Source organism: Streptomyces sp. NPDC004647, from assembly GCF_040609575.1.
In the GTDB taxonomy this organism is placed as follows: domain Bacteria; phylum Actinomycetota; class Actinomycetes; order Streptomycetales; family Streptomycetaceae; genus Streptomyces.
The window spans coordinates 1-18,755 of sequence record NZ_JBEXKU010000076.1; the positions used below are offsets into that span (position 1 = coordinate 1).

General features: G+C 69.3%; 16 protein-coding genes, 1 tRNA gene and 1 pseudogene. 8 read left to right on the forward strand and 10 right to left on the reverse strand.

What is annotated here, in order from left to right:
• Positions 1 to 486: 486 nt before the first annotated feature.
• Together ABZW18_RS27240 and ABZW18_RS27245 are read right to left on the reverse strand one after the other, a co-directional pair.
• A complete protein-coding gene (locus tag ABZW18_RS27240; RefSeq protein ID WP_356192189.1) occupies positions 487 to 981 on the reverse strand; it encodes a DUF3237 domain-containing protein in 495 nt (164 codons plus the stop codon).
• Between the two features lie 65 nt (positions 982 to 1,046).
• Entirely contained in the window at positions 1,047 to 1,523 is a 477-nt protein-coding gene (locus ABZW18_RS27245; RefSeq protein WP_356192191.1) for an ester cyclase, read from the reverse strand.
• Between the two features lie 172 nt (positions 1,524 to 1,695).
• Between ABZW18_RS27245 and ABZW18_RS27250 the strand changes: the two genes are divergently transcribed.
• The 3 genes and pseudogenes from ABZW18_RS27250 to ABZW18_RS27260 form a co-directional block, all read left to right on the forward strand.
• Entirely contained in the window at positions 1,696 to 2,376 is a 681-nt protein-coding gene (locus ABZW18_RS27250; RefSeq protein ID WP_356192193.1) for a TetR/AcrR family transcriptional regulator, read from the forward strand.
• An 889-nt stretch (positions 2,377 to 3,265) separates the two neighbouring features.
• Positions 3,266 to 3,562, forward strand: coding sequence for a DUF3303 family protein (locus ABZW18_RS27255; protein WP_356192195.1), 297 nt, complete (start codon positions 3,266 to 3,268; stop codon positions 3,560 to 3,562).
• A gap of 291 nt (positions 3,563 to 3,853) precedes the next feature.
• Positions 3,854 to 4,716, forward strand: a pseudogene (locus ABZW18_RS27260) (site-specific integrase); the annotation flags it as partial.
• Between the two features lie 67 nt (positions 4,717 to 4,783).
• Here the strand turns inward: ABZW18_RS27260 and ABZW18_RS27265 are convergent.
• A tRNA-Val gene (locus ABZW18_RS27265) sits at positions 4,784 to 4,858 on the reverse strand.
• A 182-nt stretch (positions 4,859 to 5,040) separates the two neighbouring features.
• On the opposite strand from ABZW18_RS27265, the gene ABZW18_RS27270 reads away from it, so the two are divergent.
• From ABZW18_RS27270 to ABZW18_RS27285, 4 genes are all read left to right on the forward strand, one after another.
• Positions 5,041 to 5,802 (forward strand): DUF4097 family beta strand repeat-containing protein, encoded by a 762-nt coding sequence (locus ABZW18_RS27270; RefSeq protein ID WP_356192197.1) that lies wholly within the window; start codon positions 5,041 to 5,043, stop codon positions 5,800 to 5,802.
• 171 nt (positions 5,803 to 5,973) lie between these two features.
• A complete protein-coding gene (locus tag ABZW18_RS27275) occupies positions 5,974 to 7,278 on the forward strand; it encodes a hypothetical protein (protein WP_356192256.1) in 1,305 nt (434 codons plus the stop codon).
• 280 nt (positions 7,279 to 7,558) lie between these two features.
• Positions 7,559 to 8,239: a DUF4383 domain-containing protein gene (locus tag ABZW18_RS27280; protein ID WP_356192199.1), complete on the forward strand. Its 681-nt coding sequence runs from the start codon at positions 7,559 to 7,561 to the stop codon at positions 8,237 to 8,239.
• 183 nt (positions 8,240 to 8,422) lie between these two features.
• Positions 8,423 to 8,635, forward strand: a complete 213-nt coding sequence (locus ABZW18_RS27285) for a zinc ribbon domain-containing protein (RefSeq protein WP_356192202.1) — start codon at positions 8,423 to 8,425, stop codon at positions 8,633 to 8,635.
• A gap of 164 nt (positions 8,636 to 8,799) precedes the next feature.
• Here the strand turns inward: ABZW18_RS27285 and ABZW18_RS27290 are convergent, their stop codons facing one another.
• The 4 genes from ABZW18_RS27290 to ABZW18_RS27305 form a co-directional block, all read right to left on the reverse strand.
• Positions 8,800 to 9,477 (reverse strand): O-methyltransferase, encoded by a 678-nt coding sequence (locus tag ABZW18_RS27290; protein WP_356192204.1) that lies wholly within the window; start codon positions 9,475 to 9,477, stop codon positions 8,800 to 8,802.
• A 15-nt stretch (positions 9,478 to 9,492) separates the two neighbouring features.
• Positions 9,493 to 10,344 (reverse strand): HAD family hydrolase, encoded by an 852-nt coding sequence (locus ABZW18_RS27295; RefSeq protein ID WP_356192207.1) that lies wholly within the window; start codon positions 10,342 to 10,344, stop codon positions 9,493 to 9,495.
• Positions 10,345 to 10,400: 56 nt separating this feature from the next.
• Positions 10,401 to 13,223, reverse strand: coding sequence for a phosphoribosyltransferase domain-containing protein (locus ABZW18_RS27300; protein ID WP_356192209.1), 2,823 nt, complete (start codon positions 13,221 to 13,223; stop codon positions 10,401 to 10,403).
• A gap of 226 nt (positions 13,224 to 13,449) precedes the next feature.
• Positions 13,450 to 14,607 carry an HpcH/HpaI aldolase/citrate lyase family protein gene (locus ABZW18_RS27305; protein ID WP_356192212.1) on the reverse strand — a complete coding sequence of 386 codons (1,158 nt, stop codon included), beginning with the start codon at positions 14,605 to 14,607 and terminating at the stop codon, positions 13,450 to 13,452.
• Positions 14,608 to 14,827: 220 nt separating this feature from the next.
• On the opposite strand from ABZW18_RS27305, the gene ABZW18_RS27310 reads away from it, so the two are divergent.
• Positions 14,828 to 15,754 (forward strand): TerD family protein, encoded by a 927-nt coding sequence (locus tag ABZW18_RS27310; RefSeq protein ID WP_356192213.1) that lies wholly within the window; start codon positions 14,828 to 14,830, stop codon positions 15,752 to 15,754.
• A 192-nt stretch (positions 15,755 to 15,946) separates the two neighbouring features.
• Here ABZW18_RS27310 and ABZW18_RS27315 read toward each other — a convergent pair whose 3' ends face one another.
• From ABZW18_RS27315 to ABZW18_RS27325, 3 genes are all read right to left on the reverse strand, one after another.
• Complete coding sequence (locus ABZW18_RS27315; RefSeq protein ID WP_356192216.1) at positions 15,947 to 16,687, reverse strand: Tellurium resistance; 741 nt, start codon at positions 16,685 to 16,687, stop codon at positions 15,947 to 15,949.
• Positions 16,688 to 16,909: 222 nt separating this feature from the next.
• Positions 16,910 to 18,046, reverse strand: a complete 1,137-nt coding sequence (locus ABZW18_RS27320; RefSeq protein ID WP_356192218.1) for a DUF475 domain-containing protein — start codon at positions 18,044 to 18,046, stop codon at positions 16,910 to 16,912.
• Positions 18,047 to 18,094: 48 nt separating this feature from the next.
• On the reverse strand, positions 18,095 to 18,670 hold the full coding sequence (locus ABZW18_RS27325) for a TerD family protein (protein ID WP_356192221.1): 576 nt from the start codon (positions 18,668 to 18,670) through the stop codon (positions 18,095 to 18,097).
• Between the last annotated feature and the right edge of the window lie 85 nt (positions 18,671 to 18,755).

Consider the following 18,755-nt stretch of genomic DNA (forward strand, 5'->3'; position numbering starts at 1 on the left):
CCTCATAAGCCGACGACTCACCCGAGAATCCACCCCGAACTGGCGCGACACCTGAACCTCGAACCAAACACTTCCGCCGGGACAAAACGCTCTTTCAGTAGGGTCGGGGACTGGCGCGGTGGCTGATGCTCCGTTTCCAGTCCCCGACCCTACTGAGATGTGGGGCTTCAGCGGGGAGCGGAAGGGCGTTCTTGACCTGGGCTTCTTGACTCAGCACCGTGTTGGAGTCCGGTACGGCGGACGATTGCGTCGCCGTCGGGCTGGCGGTCACGCCGGCCCGCCCTCCGCTTCCTCCTGACTTACCGTCATCCCCACCACCGCATGCCGTAAGAAGTCCTCCGCCATTGCTGCCGCCCCGAAAGCCCGCCAGATGCGGTGCACGCTGGTCGGTGAAATCCCGACCTGGCGGCCCAGTTCCCACTTCGACCAGTGCGTCACCCCCTGGGGGACCTCTTCGAGAGTGCGCACCGTGGCGGCGGCAGCCGTTCACACGACCTGTGAGACTTTGTAGGCGATTCCGCCTTCGATCAGGTATCCCGACCCTACGCAGACGATGTCGTTCAGCCATGCGTATCGCTTCGCCCCTGTTTCGAAGAGCGGATTCGTCCGGAAGTAGTAGCGGGCGGGGTCGACCTGGTGCCTCTTGACGGCATCGGCCATGTCGGCCCGCAGTTCGGGCGGGGTGACCCAGCGGCCACCGTAGGTCATGTGCAGCAGATCGTCATCGTCCGTGTGCAGTGTCAGCCGGACGTCCAGCGTCATCACTCCGTCGGGACGAAACAACGTCCAGTCGCCGCCGCCCGCCAGCACTTCGCCCCGTAGCCTCGGTCCCTCGAACGTCCCCCCGGCGGAGCCGAAAAGAACCCGTTGACCCAACGGGCCGTCGCCGATGTTCAGCCGCGGATTCAAATCGACGACCATGTCGAAGAGATGCGCCGTCTTGATCTCACCGACGTTCTTCACCCGTGGATCTGATGTCATGTCTTATCGCCTTCGATCGGTTTGACCTGAACGGTCGAGGACGGGGGATGCGGGCGGCGCGCCTCTCAGAAGCCTGGTTGCCGATGCCCATGCGGCAACGCCTCGGGATCCACGATGTCCCCGAACACCGTTCGCCTGACCGCGTCGGTCGAGACACCTGACTGGGCGCAGAGCGCCGACAGATCGAAGAAGAACCGCTCGCCGGCGATCAAGTCGTCCTTGAAGGCGAACTGAATGAACACCGGCAACTCGGCACGCCTCCCGTTGGGGACCACGCCGAACCGGTCGCCCGTCATGGTCATCCTCGCTGTCCCCCAGCAGATCAGTGTGTCGCCATTGTCTGCATGGCCCTGGAGGTCGATGCCGTAGTCCGGAAACGAGGCGAAGAACCTGATCAGAGCCTTCTCGTTCGCAGCCGGGCCGCAGGCCGTCGTCCCGAAGGCCGTAGCCTCCAGCACCATGTTCCGGTGAAAGAGCTCCATGGCCGCTGGCACGTCCTGCCGGCTCTTGGCGACGCCCAGCGCCTGCGCCAGTTCGAACATTCGATGGCCGTCCAATGTGCGCACACCCCCGGTTGCCTTGCGGACTTCCAAGCGCCCGAGACCCGAGTGCGCCAGAGACCGGAGTCCGCGATGAAGGGCGCTCAGGTGGCCGCCCAAACAAAACATACGGTCGGTCGTATGCTTAGGCAAGAGGTCTGGCAAGATGACGGCGATGAGCGAACCAGAGCAGGGGTCGGCTGCGGACGCAGTCGTCCGCCCAGGCGATGGCGATGACGCCGTCGCGGTGATTTCGGATCAGCGCCTGCTACGTGGCGCGCGGTCCAGGCGGACGATCGTCCGCCATGCCGTGGACGTGGCGTCGCTGGAAGGACTGGGCGGGCTCAGCCTCGGCCGACTGGCCACCGACCTCGGGATCAGCAAGAGCGGTGTCCAGACCCTCTTCGGGACGAAGGAGAACCTGCAGGCCGCCGCAGTCGAGTTGGCCCGTGACGTGTTCAACGACGCCGTCGTCCGCCCCGCTCGGACCGCGCCTCGTGGCGCGGCGCGAGTGCGCGCGCTGATCGAGCGGTGGATCGAGTACGCGGAGGTGCCGCTGTTCCCGGGAGGCTGCTTCTGGGCGGCGAATCTGGCCCACTTCGACAGCCGCCCCGGGCGGGTCCGTGACGCACTGTTCCGTTGCCAGCGGGACTGGCGTGACCTCATCGCCGCCGAGCTGCGACATGCCGCCGACGCCGGAGAGGTCGCCGAACTCGATGTCGACCTCGCGGCTTTCCAGATCGACGCGGTCCTCATCGCCGCGAACACCGCGTTGCGGTTCGGCGACGAAGAAGCCGAAGACGTAGTGGACAAGGTCCGCCGCGTGACCGAAGGGTTCCTCGCGCCTCCACGCTGATCCGTCGTCGCGGGCACCGCCCCGTGGGTCCGCCTCACCGACGCGTGAAGCGGCAAGAAGCAGTTCCCAGCTTGCCCTTGGTCCACGATCAGGCAGAGCAGCCGCCGCCGCGCTCGGCATCACCCGCTTGCACAACCTCACCCTCGCCGGACGGGCGGGGCGGCCCACTGCCGAGCGAACCACAGCCGCACCAACCCGGAGATCGTTTACGGTACAACCCTTAACGCCACGTTCCCAGGATGTTCCCAGCGAGCGTGAGGAAGGCCCTCTGGAAGATCATCCGGAGGGCCTTCCTCGTGCTCCGATGCAGGTCTCACAGGTGGGCACAGGCGGATTCGAACCACCGACATCTGCTTTGTAAGTTCAATCGCCGACTCGTACAGCCTGCAAGGACGCATCCCCGCGGGTGGCCCTCCGTCCTCTTCCGACCGACTCGATTCGTCATCGTCCGTCGGTGTTGATTTCACCTGGTGATGTCAACGCAGGGCCCAGCACCGCTTTAGGAGCGAGGTGGGGCAATCGCGCGGGTGACCTGGGTGTTCCTCGCCCGTGTCGGTTCTCGGTTCTGGGCCCGTCATGCCCTGGGGTTCCCCGTGGATCCCCCTCTGTCATGGCACGGATGTGGCACGCCGCATGTGCTGGTGCCCAGGCATCAGCGTGGACGGGGCGCACCCACTCCATCCGCGAGCTTCGGGCAATCACCGGCCGCCCGCGCAGCTGACCCGACCGAGTCCTGGCCGACAAGGCGACAGGCATCCACGGCGGCACGGACGGAGGACGAGATGTTGCTGCCCTGATCACTCGCGGAGAGGCTGAGCGGGACGTCACCGGGTCTCAGCGAGCGTGGACGGGACCGCGCCGGTCGTGGTGGACGGAAGGAGCGAGTGCGATGAGGGTCATGTTGAGAGCGCATTTGGACACACAGGTCTCGACTGAAGCAATCAAGAACGGCACACTGCCGAAGATCATGCAGTCGATGACGGAACGGCTCAAGCCGGAGGCGGCCTATTTCGGTCCCAGCGAGGGCGGGCGGTCCTGCACCTTCGTCTTCGACATGCAGGACAGTTCACATCTGCCCACCATCGCGGAGCCGCTCCTCGAGGGGCTCGGTGCGAGGATCGAGATTCAGCCGGTGATGAACAGCGAAGACCTGCAGAAGGGGCTTGCCGCGCTGCAGCAGGGATGACCTCTGCGGTCGCCCGCAACGCTCGGTCCGGTGACCCGAAGTCGCGATGCGCGCGTGAGAGCGGTTGGACCGTCTGGGTGCGAGCGTGCCCAGCCCATGCGGTCGGTGGAGCGGTTTTGAGTGGGAGCTGCCATGGGGCGAGTCGGGTTCTGGCCTGTGGCACACCAACTTCGGCGGACGTTGTCCACGCTCGCTGCCGGCCGCCGTAGTTCCCCGTGAGTCTCCGCCCGATTTGGCGCGGTTGTGGCACGGGGCAGCGAAGGTCGGCGGAGCGGCTTTGGCCGGTGTGCCAAGTACGAGGTTCACGTACGGCTGTACTTGGTGCCCACGCTCGGCGCGAAGCGGCTGGAATCCCTGAGCGTCGGCGACGTGCGGCGCTTCCTGATCCAGCTGGAGACACCGCGGCCACTGCCAAGGAATCGCACCGCGTCTTACGAACAGCTCTCAACGCGGCTTGCCGGGAAGAGCTGATCGCGCGGAACGTCGTCGCCCTGGTCGAGCCGCCGTCGCCGGAATCCCGCGACCTCTCCCCCTGGTCGCTGGACGAGACCTTGGCTTTCCTGGCCGCCTCTCGGCGCGACCCGCTGTACGCGGCCTTCGTCATTGCCATCGTCCTCGGCTTCCGCCGGGGTGAGATCGTCGGACTCCGGTGGTCGGATGTGGACCTGGACAAGCGGGAGATCCGCGTACGGAAGCAGCGGCAGCGGGTCGGCGGCGAGGCGTACGAGGATGACCCCAAGGGGCGCCGTCGTCGCCAGACTCTCCCCTTGCCGGTGATGTGCCTCGCCCCGCTCCGGTGGCAGCGGCTTCGGCAGGCCGCGATGCGCGAGCGCGCTGGGGAGTCCTGGGAAGAGACCGGCTACGTCTTCACCACGCGCACGGGGCGACCGATCGAGCCGCGCAACCTGTACCGCTCGTTCACCCGCGTCGCCCAGACCGCCGGCCTTCGCGTCATCCGGCTGCACGACGCCCGGCACGGCTGCGCGACGCTCCTCACCGCAGCCGGGGTTGCTCCCCGCGTCGTGATGGAGATCCTCGGGCACAGCCAGATCGCTGTGACCATGAACGTGTACACGCACGTCGTCCAGGACACGCAGCGTGAGGCCGTAAGCCACATGGACCGGCTGCTGAAGCGCCGTCCCGACTCCGGCTGACCACCACCGTTGATGTCAGATCTGGATGTCAAAGACCCCCAACCATGATCGGTTGGGGGTCTTCAGCTGGTGGGCACAACAGGATTTGAACCTGTGACATCTGCTTTGTAAGAGCAGCGCTCTACCGCTGAGCTATGCGCCCTGGGATGAGCTGACAGACTACATGGCTCGCCTGGTCAGGCCGCAAACCCGTGCTGAAGGTTCAGCCGGGGGATAACCCCACCGAGGATTGGGTGGGTCGCTGGATCCCGGAGGGGGGTGGGGATTCGTACCGTCGGAGTGCACTCGTCCCTTGTCGGTGGAAACGACCCCCGGGAGATCACCGTGGCTCTCCGCACCCGTACGATCCTCGCCTCCGGCGGGGTCCTGGTCCTCGCTGCCGTTACGACCGGATGTGGCGGCGCCGAGGCCGCGGAGGACCGCGCGCCCGAGCACCGCGCCTTCGCGTTCAGTGGGAGGACGCTGACCGTCGACACCGAGAATTCCGATATCGAGCTGGTACCTGCCGATGTCGAGAAAGTCGAGGTAACCCGGTGGTTCAGCGGGTGGACCGCGGTCGGTGGGGACGTGGAGCAGACGTGGGAGATGAAGGGCGACACGCTGCGGCTCGAGGTCGGCTGCGGCGGGCTGATCAACAACTGCGACGCGCGTCACCGCGTGGAGGTGCCCCGCGGCGTGGCCGTAACCGTCGAGGACGACAACGGCACCGTACGGGCCAGCGGCTTCGACACCGGGCTGAAGCTCAGCTCCGGGAACGGGACCGTACGGGTCGAGGACAGCCGCGGGCCACTCGAGCTCAGCAGCGACAACGGCCAGGTCACAGCCACCGGCGTCGCCTCGCGCCGAGTGTCGGCGGACTCCGACAACGGCGAGGTGCAGCTCGCCTTCACCCAGGTGCCCGACCAGGTGGAGACCACCAGCGACAACGGCGAGATCCATATCGAGCTACCGCGCGCCTCGTACAGGGTCGAGGCGCAGTCCTCGAACGGCGAGACCGATGTGGGCGTGCCGCAGGACGATCGGAGCGGTCACAGCGTCACGGCCCACAGCGACAACGGCGAAGTCACCCTCCGAACCGCGAACTAACCGGCTCGTGTGTTCGTCCCTACCTGGTGGGAGAATGACACCGGGTCCGGGGCGAGCACAGCACGGGAGAGGGATGTGACGGCGACACACGCGCAGCCGTATGCGCAGCGAGCACGCCGTGATCGTCGTCGTACCGCCGGAGGTCCTGCCGTCCCGAGCCCCGCCCTCGACGTGCTCGCTCTCGTGCTCCTGCCGCTCTTCGCCGCCGCCGTCGCCGCGCCCGCCGCATTCGCCGGGGGCGGCACCCGCCGCTGGTGGGGCCGCGGCGAGAGCCAGCGCGCCGATGCCCAGGCCGCCAAGGACGCGGCGGCCGCGGCCTTCTACGAGCTCGACACCGCCCAGCGCGATCTGCGGATCTCCATCGAGACGATCACAGCGGTGGACTCCTCGCCGGCCGCGCGCAGAGCCGGCGAGGACTTCCAGGCGCTGGGGCGGCGCATCGACGAGGTCAGCCACAGCTACATCACCGCCGTCGACTCCCACGACCTGGACCGCGACGGTCTCGAGGCGGCCGCCGCCTCCCGGGCCCGTACGGAGCTGGAGCGGGCCAAGATCGAGCTGGAACGGGTCAAGGACGAGCTCGACCGCTACGCCCAGGGGCTCGGCCCGCTGCTGCAGAAGGCGGAGACGCAGCTCGCCCGACTCGCCCCCGCCGTCGAACGGGCCCGGCAGGCGCTGCTCGCCGCGACCAACGCGCTGGACGCCGTACGAGCCGACGGACTGCGGGCGGACGACCTCGCGGCCCGGCTCGCCGCCCTCTCCCCCGAGCTGACCAAGCTCAACCAGGGAGCCGGCCGGCACGGCGTACAGGAGACGATCCGGCGCGCGGACGAGGTACTGCGCGAGGCGGAGGCGGTACGGCACGAGGCCGAGCTGCTGCCGGAGAAGGCCGCCGAGATCGACCGGCGGCTGGTTTCGCTGCGTACCCGCGCCCAGGCGCTGACGACCCGGTCCGCCGGGGTCGAGCCGGTTCTCAGCGAGCTGCGCCGCCGTTACAGCGCCGCGTGCTGGCAGGACCTCCAGCCCGTGCCGGAGCAGGCCGCCCGGTCCGTCGCGCAGGCGGAGGAGAAGCTCAAGGAGGCGCAGGCGGCGCGCGACGAGCAGCGTTGGCCGGACGCGACATCGCAGCTGAGTACGGTCCGGGCGCTGCTGAACACGACGGACGAGGCCGTGTCGGCGGCCGGTGACCGGCTGCGGCGGCTCGACGAGGTCTCCTTCGACCCGTCGAAGGAGATCGACCGGACGCGGTTCGCGATCCGCGACGCACAGCGGCTGGCCATGGCCGGGCGCAACACGCCGGACCCGCGCCACGCCCGGCCGCTGGACCACGCGGTGACGGCGCTGGAGCACGCCGTGGAGAGTCTGGACGGCCGGCACCCCGACTACTGGCACTTTCTGACCGAGACGGAAGCGGTACGGCAGACGGTGGCGCGGGTGGTCGCCGAGATCCGCGAGGAGCGCGGCGGGGGCTCGTAGAGCACTCGCACGGCACGTCTCACTCGCGCTCGCACGGCGCCCCTACCGGCCCGGCACCGGCGCGGGCGCGGGCGTGGGGCGGGTCGTGCGGTCGTCACTTGGGTAACTCGAGCAACTCGGGCACCACCGTGGCGACGGAGCTCGTACAGCCCTCGCTCTGGAGCAGCACGCAGTCACGTTCCCTCCCGACGCCGCGCGCGCCGCTGGCGGTTCACCAGCGCCCGGCGGATGCTGGAAGGGCGTAAGGCCTCGCTCGCACCTCGAAGGAGGCCGGAGAGAGATGGCCACCAGCCACGCCGTCCGGGACAGGCACGCCGCCCCCCGCCGCAGACACATCCGCCTCGATGAACATCTGCCGGTCGACCATCGGCTCAGCAAGGTGTACCGGGTCGGTGCGGGCCTCATGGGACTGGTGCTGCTCGTCTTCGGGATCATCGGGCTCACGGGCAACATCGGAGTCTTCGACACCCAGGGTGACGAGGTCGCCGGGCTCAACACGAACGGTGCGCTGAGCGTGCTGTCGATCGTCGTCGGGCTGCTGCTCTTCGTCGGGATGGTCATCGGGGGGAACTTCGCCTCGACGCTGAACATCGTGGTCAGCATCGGCTTCCTGCTCAGCGGGTTCGTCAATCTCGCGCTGCTGGAGACCGGCTTCAACTTCCTGGCGTTCCGTATCCAGAACGTCCTGTTCAGCTTCGCCGTCGGCATCATGCTGATGATCTTCGGGATGTACGGGCGGGTGAGCGCGACGTTGCCGCACGACAACCCGTACTGGCAGGCCCGTCACCCCGACGAGGCGGCGCGGGAGCGAGCGGCGCTCCAGGCCAGGGCGAGACGGCTGAGTATCCAGGCGCGGCAAGGGAAGCAAGGGAGGGGTGCCGGGCCGTCGGCCGGAATCGTCGGTCGCGAGGGGCGTGTACGGCAGGGGAACCACGTACGCCAGAGGGGGCGGGGCCGGTAGGCGCTGGGCCGTGAGCGGCGGGCGTGGGGCGCCGGGCTGCCGTGCCGTAGCCGCGGGCGCCCCCCACGAGCGGCACTGCGACAGGCGCAGGACAGCACGGGCCTGACAAGCGCACGGGCGTGAACAGCGCACCGGCCCACTACCGCAGGGGCACTTGGCCGCGGCGGCCTATACCCTGTCGCCATGCCCCGTTACGAGTACCGCTGCCGGTCCTGCGGCACCACCTTCGAGCTGAACCGCCCGATGGCCGAGTCCTCCGCTCCCGCCGCGTGCCCGGAGGGCCACGACGACACCGTCAAACTGCTGTCCGCAGTCGCGGTGGGCGGCACGGCTGCGCCGACAGCGGGCGGCGGGGGCGGCGGCGGAGGTTGCTGCGGAGGCGGTTGCTGCGGCTGACGTCGCCGCCACCGACAGCAGTGCACCGAACCGCACTGCCCCGCAATGCACCGCACTGCCCCGCACAGAGTGCAGCTGCGCCCCACCCCGCTCCCAGCAACGGCGACGCCGCATCAACAGCACCACCACCGGCGCCGCTGCGACCGACCGACCGGCCCCGCCGCTCAGCGCTTGCGTGACAGCGTCAGGCCGTCGGCGACCGTGAGCATCACCGACTCCATCCTCCCGTCGGCCGACACATGTTCGTTGAACGACCTGATCGCGGCAGCAGCACCGGTCGCGCCCGGGTCGGGGACCCGGCCGTGCATGAAGACGTTGTCCACGACGATCAGCCCGCCCGTCCGCATCCGCGGCACCAGTTCCTCCCAGTACGCGATGTAGTTCTCCTTGTCCGCGTCGAGGAACGCCAAGTCGACGTGCGGCTCCGCCGGCATCGCCCGCAGCGTGTCCAGCGCCAGGCCGATACGGAGCTCGATCCGGTCGGCGACGCCCGCCCGCGCCCAGGCCTCCCGCCCGTACGCCGTCCACTCCTCGGAGATGTCGCAGGCGATCAGCTTGCCGTCGGCGGGCAGCGCCTGCGCCATGGAGAGTGCCGACAGGCCTGTGAACGTTCCGACCTCGACGATGTGCCGGGCGGCGGTCAGCCGTACCAGGAACGCCAGGAGCGGCGCCTGCTCCTCCGCGACCTGTATCCCGGCCTGTCCCGGCAGCTTCGCGCGCGTGGTCTCGATGAGCCGGCGCTGTACCGCGTCGAGTTGCGGGTTGTGCGCCAGGACGTACTCGTAGAGCTCGGGGGTGATCGGACTGCTCTTGGTCGTGTGTTCGATGTGTGGCTCCGCCATGACTGCCATCCTGGCTCAGCCCGCTGCGGCCCGCAGCATCAACCGCAGGATCTCCTCCCCCGCCGCCGCGCCGCACTCGGCCGTGGCCGTCACATGCGGCGCGAGCCAGCCCGTATCGGCGAGCTCGCCGTGGCCGGGCCGCCATCCGCGGTGCGCGGCCAGCAGCAGGTCGGCGTCCAGCAGCGAGTCCCCGGCCGCGAGGGCGTCGGTCGCGCCGGTACGACGCACCACCTCGGCCAGAGCGGCGCTCTTGGTGAGCGGCTTCGGGACCGCGTAGATCTTCCGGCCCTGCAGCGACACCGTCCAGCCCCGGTCCTCCGCCCAGGCCGCGAGGTCCTTGACCCAGCTGTCGGGGAGCAGTTCCCGGTCCACGACGAGGTAGGCGAAGAGGTCCTCGGCGATCCGCTCCTTCAGCAGCCAGGCCGGGTCCGCGGTCCGCACGAGGTGCTCGCGTACCTCGGTGAGCGGCGCGCAGCCGGTCTCCAGCGTGTCGCGGACGTGAGCCTGCCAGTCGGGGTCGGACTCCCCGTCGACGAGGATGTGCCCGCCGTTGGCACAGATCGCGAAGCGCGGCGCCGGTCCGGGAAGGTGGATACGACCGTACTGCTCGCGCGTACGGGTGGTGGTGGGTACGAAGACGGTGGTGGACGCCAGTTGGGTGAGCAGTGCGGCGGCCGTCTCGGTCATGAACGAGAGCGGCTTGCGTTCGTACACCTCGACGCAGAGCAGCCGGGGCGCGTGCCTGTCGGGCATGTCCAGGGCGAGGGCGGCCGCGGAGTAGATGAGGGTGCGGTCGAGGTCGCTCGCGACGACAACGGAGGCCGGGCCCGCGGCCAGGGGCGCGGGCTCCGGCGCAGACGTCGGCACGGGCACGTGCTCGGGCCCATGCACGGGCGCCGACTTGGGGTTGGGCCCGGGCGCGGTCACTGGGCAGCCACCGCCCTGCCGTCGGCGCCGGTCGCACCACGCGTGTAGCGCGGATGGATGAGCCCGACGCAGGTGTACGGCAGCCCGTCGACCTCCTCGACCGGTACGCCCCGCTGCTCGGCCAGCAGCCGTACGTGGTCGAGGTCGGCCCCCGCCCCCCGCCTCGCGAGGATCCGCCAGGGGACACGGCGCAGCAGCACGCGGGTCGTCTCGCCGACCCCCGGCTTGACGAGATTCACGTCGTGGATGCCGTACTCCTCGCTGATCCGCTCGACGGCCGCCCACCCCTCCCATGTGGGCGAACGGTCCGCGGCCAGCAGCTCCTTGACGTCCACGGCGACATCGTCCGCGACATCGTCGAAGCGGGCGGCGACGGTGTCGATGAAGAGCCCGGAGACATCCGTGCCCGCCAGCTCGCGGTAGAACTTCGCGCCGTGGAAGTCGTCGGGCCCGACGAGGTCGGCGCGCAGCACGGTCCGCGAAATCAGTCCGGAGACGGTGGAGTTGAGACAGGCGGAGGGGATGAGGAAGTCCTCGCGGGTGCCGTACGTACGGACGCAGCCGCCCGGGTCGGCGAGCACCGCGATCTCCGGGTCGAATCCGGGGAACGGCATGACCGCATCGGCCAGTTCGCGGGTGATCGCGCCCTTGCCGGTCCAGCCGTCGACGAAGACGACGTCGGCCGGGTCGTGGTGGTCGGCGAGCCAGCGCAGGGCGGCGGTGTCGATGCCGCGGCCGCGGACGATGGAGATGGCGTAGTGGGGAAGCTCCAGGCCGTGTGCGTGCTGGGCCCAGCGGCGCATCAGGATGCCGATGGGCGTGCCCGCACGGGCGAGCGAGACGAGGACCGGGCGGCGTTCCCCGCTCCCTGACGCGCCGCGCTCGGCGAGGACGGTCTCGGTGACGGTCCCCACGGCCCGCGCGATTCGGGCGGCGGAGGTGTCGAGCGCCGCCCGGAACAGCTCCTGGTACTGCTCGCTGGGCTGGTACTCGACGGGCAGCGACTCGGCGTAGTGCGCGCCGCCGCGCTGTACGGCCTCCTCCCGCTCCTCGGTCGGGGCCTCGAGCCGGACCTCGGAGAAGTCCTGGAGCAGCCATCCGACCTCGTCGGGCGCGTAGGAGGAGAACGCGGGTCCGCGCAGGGGCTCGGGGGGCGTGGGGGGCACCTGCCGATCGGGGACGTACGAAGGCACGACGGCGAGCACTACGCGGCCGGTGTGCGCGGCGAGCTGCGCCAGCAACCCGCCGGGGGCGTGGAGTTCGGCGGTGTCGGCGGCGGAGTCGACGACGGCGACAACCGCGTCGAACCGGCGGGCCGGGTCGGTACCGGGAGCGACGTTGTACGCGTACCGCTCCCCGGGGCCGTCGGCGGGCGTGTCGTGCGCGGGGAAGGACAGCCGCGTGCGGATGGCGTAGCCGGGGTCGTCGACGGGGAGCACGGGTGAGCGCGTGGTGGTCGAGTAGTGCACCTCGAAGCCCGGGTGCGCGTAAGGGGCTGAGTCCGGAGGCCGCCTGGTATCCACGGTCGAGCCCGCATCCGCCACCGACCCTGCGTGCACCTCCGGGGTCGGGTCGGCGTCCAACTCCGCGACCGACCCCGGGTGTCCGTCCGCGTCCCCGTGGGCGACCCCGTGTATGACCCCGTGCGTGTGCAGTTCCGCGTTCAGTGCCTGGGCGAGCCGCAGCGGCACGTACATCAGCTCCTCGAAGCCGAGGACCAGCACACGCGGGGCGGCTTCCGGCCGGCCGCCCTTGTGCTTCCGCTCAGGCCGCCCGGGTTCGAGCCGATTCGTGCCGCTTTCAGCCTGCGCTGCCCACATCGGGTCGTCCCGTCCCTGCCGGAGAGCGGCCGCGACACGGCGTGCCATACGCGGCAGCGCCGCCTCCAGAGCGGTCCTGTGCACCGGGGTGAAACCGTGCCGGCCGCCGTCGGGCAGCCCATCCGGCCAGCCGAGGTCGACGCGCACGAGGTCCGCGCCCGTCCCGTGGGTGCCCGCCCCGGCCTCGTTCCCGCCCCGGGCCCCGACCCCGACGTCGTTCCCGACCCCGGCCGCCCCGGCCCGGATCTCGTTCCCGACCTCGACCCCGAGCCCAGCATCCGTCCCAAGCCCGGCGCCGATGGCCTCATGCTCCGCCACCAGCTCCTGACCACGGCCCAGCACATCGAGGGGCAGCCGCACCGTTCCGACCGCCAGGGCGACCAGGTCGACGCGCGCGCCGAGCTCCGTCGCGAAGTTCTCCAGAGCCGACCGGTCCTCCTCGGACCGCATGTCGACGAGGGTCACCACCACGTACCGGTCGCGCGGGTACCGGCTGTGCAGGTCCCTGATCGTGTTGCGGATGGTGCTGCCCGTCGAGAACTCGTCGTCGACCAGCACGAGCGGGCCGCCCCCGGCCAGCAGCCCGGCGTCCTCCGGCAGGAGCAGATGCGAGGTCGCGTGGCTGTGGGACTCCTCGAACCCCCCCGCCGGGTCGATGCCGGGAACCGGCCGCCGCGTGGAGTGGAGATACGGGGCGAGCGCCAGGCCGTCCGCGACGCTGTGGCCGAGCCCTGTGGCCGTCTCCGCGTAGCCGAGGACGACGGCCCGCGCGGCCGCCTCGTCGCCCAGCAGCTCCCGCACCCGCTCGCCCAGCCGCAGCCCCGCTCCGTATACGGTTTCCGGCCGCTGCGGCACATGCTTGCCGAGCACGTTCGACACCAGGAGATGGGCCCGCTTGGGGTTCCGGCGCAGCGCCAGCCCGAGCATTTCGGTCAGCTGCTCATCGCCGGCGAGCCCGACATCCAGCCGGTCCGCGACCCACTGTCCCGACCACACCATGCTGCGCTTCTCTCTCATCCCGCTCACTTCGTGCGACTGCACTAGGACTGTCTCTCGATCCGGCTTCTCTTGCTCCGGCTGTGCCTGCTCCCGCTCGGGCTCCACCTGCCCCGGCCCGGGATCGCCCGGGATCAACGGCCCCGGAATCACCTGCTCCGGCCCGGCATCACGGCTCCGGCTCCACCCGCCCCGGTATCGCTCCGCCTACTGCTCATTTCAGCACTGCTCACTTCAGCCCGGCCGCGAGCAGTTCGACAAAGCTCACGTCCTCCCGGGCGACACCGAAGACCTCGGCCCGCAGCAGAGTGCGCTCCGCCCACGCCCGGTGCGGCTTCACCTCGTTCATTTTGTTGGTGTAGGCGGAGCGCAGCACTCCGCCACCACAACGCTCCGGTTTCAGTATGTCCGCAGCGTCCGTGAACTCCTCGTGGCTGACCACTGACAGTGCGTGCACGGGCGCCACGTGGGAGGGGTGGATGCAGGTCTTGCCCTGCAGGCCGTTCGCCCGGTCCAGCTCGATCTCGCGCAGCAGGCCGTCCATGTCGTGCTCGATGAGCGCGGTACGCAGCTCCTCGGCCCGCCCGGTGAAAGGGCTGCGCCGCAGCTGCGGCTTGAAGATCCGCTCCTGGAGCCGGAAGTACTCCCACACCGGCCCGGTCACGGTGTAGCCGGTACCGTCCGCCCTCCCCAGCGTGTTCACCACGTCCGCGATCACGGAGGCGACGATCTGGACGTCGTATGCCGTCATCTCGGGCGACCGGCGCAGCCCGTAGGCCGAGCAGAAGTCGGTCACGCCCAGCCGCAGCGCCAGCACCCGCTCGCGGTACTTGTCGACGGTCCGCCTGATACCGCCGAGCGTCTCGGCGCGGCTCTCCAGGTGCAGCAGTTCCGGTGATTCGAGGACGGGCATGGCGTAGAGCCGGCGTGCGCCTACGGCTTCTGCCGCGGTCAGCGCCTCGAGGAACGGCACTCCGCGTTCCTCCGTGAACTTCGGCACCACGAATCCGGACAGCAGTCCCACAGCCGGGCCGAACCGTTTCACCAGGTCCGGAATCTGCTCCGGCTCGCGAACCCGTACGAAGAGCAGGGGCAGGTCGCCACCGCGCCGTTCGAGGTCGGCGAACTGCCGGACCAGGTTCTCCTCCGCGTCGGCGACATCGGCGTCATCGATGGAGTCCTCGAGGCACAGCACCATGGACACCACTCCACGAGCCGCCAGCTTGCGCACGTCGTCAGCCAGCCCCGGCCGGGTGGCGGGGCTGTAGAGCGTGGCGCCGAGGCCGACGGCGAGCGTGCGGGCCGGGGAATCCGCCGTGAATTCGGCCGGTTCCCGATGGAACAGGCTCTCCCGGACATCGGGCGGGACATGCCCGAAATGACGCATAGGACTCCCCGTGGGGCTGGTGGTGCGATGACTCGATCTGGCCGGTAATCGTACGTGCAGGCAGTGGTCAAGGGTTCCCCAAGTGCATGAAAATCAAGTAACCCGTTCGAGTCACTGAGGTTCCCCGGGCCGGACGGCAGGGTCGTGTGCCCGGCATTCGCGGGCGCTCCCGGCGCCCCCGCGTTGTCCCCGCCACCGCAGGGAGGGCAGGATTGCCGCCATGACGCACACGATGCTGAAGGGATCGAACATCCCTCTGGAGGCCACCGCCGTACGAGCTGTACTGCGCTGGACCCCCGGCTCGGAGGTGCCCGACGTGGACGCGTCGGCGCTGCTGTTGGGGCCGGACGGCCGTGTGCGATCGGACGAGGACTTCATCTTCTACAACCAGCCGCGCCACCCTTCGGGCCTGGTCCGGCATCTGCCGAAGAAGCGGCTGGCCGGGGGGCTGACGGACACGGTCGAGGTCGAGCTGGCCGCGCTGGAGCCCTCGGTGGACCGGGTCGTGCTCGCGGCGTCGGCGGACGGCGGCGCCTTCGGACTCGTACCGGACCTGTGCGTGGTGCTGTACGACGCGGGGCCCGGCCCGGCGACGGACCCGGCGACCGGTGGCAGCGAGCCGATCGCGACATTCGACGTACGGCCTGAGACCGGCGACGAGACGGCCCTGATCTGCGGCGAGCTGTACCGGCGCGGCGACGGGTGGAAGTTCCGGGCGCTGGGTCAGGGGTACGCGACCGGACTGGTCGGCCTGGCCACCGAGTTCGGCATCTCCGTGGACGAGGGCGATGCTGCAGAAGGCGATCCGGAATCCCGGCCGCAGCCCCAGCTCCGGCGAGAGGCCCAGCAGGGGCAGCAGGGGCAGCCGCAACCGGAGCCCTGGCCGCAGCCCGAGCCGACCCGCTCACCGGATGCGGCGACCCAGCCCGTCCAACCGGGCTACGGCTATCCCCCGCCGGCCGCCCATCCCGCTGAGCCCACACAGCCCGTCCAACCCGCCTACGGCTACCCGCAGCACGCGGCGTACGGATATCCGAACCAGCCGCAGCCCGGCCCCGCGGTGCCGGACCCGGCGACCGGGCACCAGCACGGGTTCGGTCCGACCGCACTGCCGCCGCAGGGGCCACAGTTCCAGAAGAACCGCTGAGCCGTCGTGCGCAGAACCACTGAGCGGGCACAGAAGCGCTGAGACGCCCCCGGAACGCTGAGATGCCCCGAAACCCTGAGCCCACCAGAACCGCTGAGCCGGCCCGGAACCGAGCAACCAACAGCCCACCGCTCAGTCGACGACTCAGCGCTCAACAGCCCCCGGACTCCCCGGACTCCCCAGAACCCGCGTTCAGACGTTGGCCTTCTTGAACCCGCGACCCCACTGGAGCCCCCAGCCGTAGAGCCGATCGAGCTCCGCCTGGAAGCCGTAGACGTACTTCACCTCGCGCCGCACCATCAACTCGCCCTTGACGTTCTCGATCATCACCACGGCACAGGAGCGGGCCTGCGGTGCCCGCTCGTCGAGCCCGATCTCCACCCGCGGGCCGTTGCTCGGGAAGAGCGTGACGACGGCGTGCGTACGGTCGAAGGCCGGTGTGCCGTCGTAGATATAGACGAAGATCAGCAGCCGCTTGATGTCGTCACGGTGGTCGAGGTTGATGTAGATCGTCTCACCGGACGCCGAGCCGAACCGGTCGTCCCCGCTGAGCTTCACATACGGCGGGGAGTTGATGTCGCCGAGGAAGTTGCCGAGTGGCTGGACTACGCCCTTGGTGCCGTCCTTGAGCTCGTACAAGCACGCCAGGTCAAGGTCGATCTGCACCACGGCGGGCCCCTGTGCCTGCACCACCTCGGGCTTGAAGAGCTTGAACGGATGCCGCAGCAGATCGCCGCTGCGCCCGGTGCGGCCCCCGATGTCCGAAGTCCGCATCCGCCAGGACAGATTGACGCGCAGATTGCCGGTGGCCGCACCCTGCTTGGTGAGCGACACCGTCGGATGGCGTTTCGTCAGCTCGATCGCGTTCGACGCGGCGCTGCCACTGTCGAACCCCTGCTGCCCGCCCCGCCGCCAAGTGTTCCAGAACGCCACCCTCTACCCCCACTCATCGCCCGGCCCTCGCCGGTCACCGACCCACTCGTCGACGGCCGCACTACCGACCGCTCCTCGGCCTCCCGCCGAGCCGCGCCAACGGTCCGGTGACCGTCTCCGACGGCCCCTGAAACCGCGCCTCGGCCCCAACTGCCGCGGGACGGCCCGAGGTCCGTACCTCGTGGCCGCCCCGCTTCAGAGCGTTCCGCAAACTCGCCGCGGTCACACCCCCGAGGTGACCTCGGACTTCTCCTCGGCGGCGCCGCCCTCCTGCGAGAGTGCGCGGTTGCGGCGCACCGAGGACCAGAAGGACCCGGCGATCAGTACGACGCCGACAAGACCGGTGATGATCTCGTTGATCTCGTACCGGATGGTGATGAGAAGGATCACCGCGAGCGCGCCGATGGCGTAGTGCGCGCCGTGCTCGAGATAGACGTAGTCGTCCAGGGTGCCCTGGCGGACCAGGTAGACGGTGAGGGACCGGACGTACATCGCGCCGATGCCGAGGCCGAGCGCCATCCAGAAGATCTGGTTGGTGATGGCGAAGGCACCGATGACTCCGTCGAAGGAGAAGGAAGCGTCCAGCACCTCGAGGTACATGAACATGAAGAACGCGGCCTTGCCCGCGAGGCCGATCATGGAGGGGTCCTTGCCCGCCTTCTTGGCCTGCTCCTCGGCCTCGTGCTCGCGCTCCTCCTCTTCCTCGAGCTTGTTCTCGAAGTGGCCGGAGAGCCCGCCCACGATGAGATACGTGATCAGGCCGGCCACACCCGAGAGGAGGACCGTGGCCGACTTGTCGGCATGGCCCGTGCTCTGGTGCGCCTGGGTGGCAAAGGTCATAGCCGTGCCCAGCAGAGCGATCAGCGCGATGCAGACCGAGAGCATGTCGACCTTGCCCAGCTTGGCGAGCGGGCGCTCGATCCAGCCGAGCCACTTGATGTCCCGGTCCTCGAAAATGAAGTCCAGGAAGATCATGAACAGGAACATGCCACCGAAGGCGGCAATGGCCGGATGGGCGTCGGTGACAAGGGCCTTGTACTGATCCGGCTCGTCGATGGCCAGCTGTACTGCCTCGATCGGCCCGACCTTGGCGCTGATCGCGACGATCACGACCGGGAAGACCAGACGCATTCCGAAGACCGCGATGAGGATGCCGATGGTAAGGAAGATCTTCTGCCAGAAGGCATTCATCTTCTTCAGCACGCCGGCGTTGACGACGGCGTTGTCGAAGGAGAGCGAGATCTCGAGGATGGAGAGGATCAGGACGACACCGAACGCCTGCCACCCCCATCCCCAGGCGGCGGCGGCGAGGCCGACCGCCGTGACGGCGAACGACCAGCCGAAGGTTCTCAGAAGCACTGGCTACCCAATCCTGTTAGCGGGGTCCCCCGCGCGCAGTGCGCGGCTTTACGAAACATTGACCCCGAAGTCTAGAGCGATGCCGCGAAGACCGGACGCGTACCCCTGTCCCACTGCCCGGAACTTCCATTCGCCGCTGTACCGGTACACCTCGCCGAAGATCATTGCGGTCTCTCCATAGGCGTCCTCGCTCAGGTCATAGCGCGCCAGCTCCTGCTGGTCGGCCTGGTTGACCACGCGAATGAATGCGTTGCTGACCTGGCCGAAGGTCTGCCCGCGGTTGTCGGCGTCATGGATCGAGACCGGAAAAATGATCTTGTCGACCCGTTCGGGCACCTTGGAGAGGTCCACCAGGATCGACTCGTCGTCCCCGTCGCCCTCACCGGTGAGGTTGTCGCCGGTGTGCTCGACCGAACCCTCCGGGCTCGTGAGGTTGTTGTAGAACACGAAGTACTCATCACTGAGCACCCGGCCCGACTGGCACAGCAGCGCGCTGGCGTCGAGGTCGAACGGTGCTCCCGTGGTGGAGCGCGCGTCCCAGCCGAGCCCGATCATCACCTGCGTGAGGTTCGGCGCGGCCTTGGAGAGGGAGACATTGCCTCCCTTGGCGAGCGTAACGCCCATGGTCCTGGTCCTCCCCTGAGTGACCTGAAGTGTGCGACCGCCCAGCCGCGTCCGGCGCCGCCCCCACCCTCGTACGGTGGGTGTG